Annotated in this window: 1 protein-coding gene; it reads right to left on the bottom strand. The window is 42.9% G+C overall.

The features are described 5' to 3' along the window. Nucleotides 1-12: 12 nt before the first annotated feature. A complete protein-coding gene (locus QVO99_RS00535) occupies nucleotides 13-1,281 on the bottom strand; it encodes an ATP-binding protein (RefSeq protein WP_369678102.1) in 1,269 nt (422 codons plus the stop codon). Nucleotides 1,282-1,487 lie beyond the last annotated feature (206 nt).

Here is a 1,487-nt window from a genome sequence, read left to right as displayed (position 1 = left end):
CTCGAGTATGTCTTAAGTTGTTTTCTGTGATGCTTTGGTTACACCATTTAGCACCCATTTCCAAACAGGCACAATCTCTATTTTCAACCCATCTCGCTCCATCACTCCCTCGTCCTCGTATGTCACAATCATTGCCTTTTTCAGAGGATATAAAGAATTAATGGCTACCAAGGCTTTTATCTCACGCTCCAATGTAGACTCATCGCTCATTCTATAACAGGCTTGAACTGCCAAACCCTCTTCGGGTACATAGAAGTCAACCTCAATATTGCGGTTGAAATAATAGATGTCATTGCCATGCTTCTTATATAATGTTATGGCACATAGGTTTTCAAGCAACAGAGTGTCTGGGTTGTTGATGAAGAGGTGCAACAGTCCGTTGTCCACAAAATAATGCTTCTTCACCGTTTCTTTTTCTGTGAACTTAGAGGCATAGTTGTCCAATGATATCAACAGGCAAGACTCCTGCAAATATCTCACATACTCCATAATGGTTGACACACTGCATCGAACACCAGTCGACTTAACCAAGTTGCTCAATCTGTTCAACGAGCAGGGTTGCATCACGCTTTCTGCCAAACGACGCACACACAGACGCAGGGCATCCTCGTTCTTTATCTTATGCCGCACAATAAGGTCATTGAAGAATATGCGGTTGTACAGGCTGTTGAGCCAGATGCGCTTCTCGCGGAAGTTGACCAATTCCGGGAAACCTCCCCATTCAAAGTAGGTTCTGAAATGACGCTGCAATTCATTAGCCTTCCTGCCATACTGCCATCCTCCTGCAATGTTTACACCAACAGCCGTAAGGTATTCGTTAAAGCTATAAGGAAAGACATTCACACTAAGATACCTGCCTCCCAAAACGGTCTCTATGTCACGGCTCAGCATCTTGGCATTGCTTCCCGTAACATAAACACGATACTTCAAGTTGGCAAGACGACGTGCAAAGTTTGCCCAACCATTCACATTCTGTATCTCATCAAAGAAGAATATCGGCTGCCCGCTATACATGCTGTGATAGGCTTGAATGATGAGATCGAAGTCTGTAGCAGCCATCCCTTGCAGACGCTCGTCGTCGAAGTTTACATAAACAATGTCCTCCAAAAGCTTTCCTTCTGCCAATAATTGCTGCACACGTTGATACAACAAGTAGGACTTTCCTGCCTGTCTTACACCCACAAACACATAGTTGCCATGCTCTTCCAAGTCAAGGGGACGTTCTACCAATGGTATGCTTCCTATATATTCTTGATACTCAGATATGATCGTTCTAAACATTTCCTTATCCATACTCTTCTTTTTTCTGCAAAGATATAATTTTTATTCGGTGGCACAAAATAAAATCTACTTTTTTTATTCGGTGACAGCGAACAAACAAGGCTGGCTGTTTATAGTTTTACTTTTCGATAACTTCTCCTTCGATTCTCGATAAGGTCTCGATCACTCTTCGATCTTTCTTCGTTCATCCCTTTATTTGGGGGCGG

The sequence above is a fragment of the Prevotella sp. CAG:592 genome, assembly GCF_000436015.1.
Classification (GTDB): domain Bacteria; phylum Bacteroidota; class Bacteroidia; order Bacteroidales; family Bacteroidaceae; genus Prevotella; species Prevotella pectinovora.
Note: the sequence above shows the minus strand (reverse complement) of the source record. Positions and strands in the feature narration are given on the sequence as shown.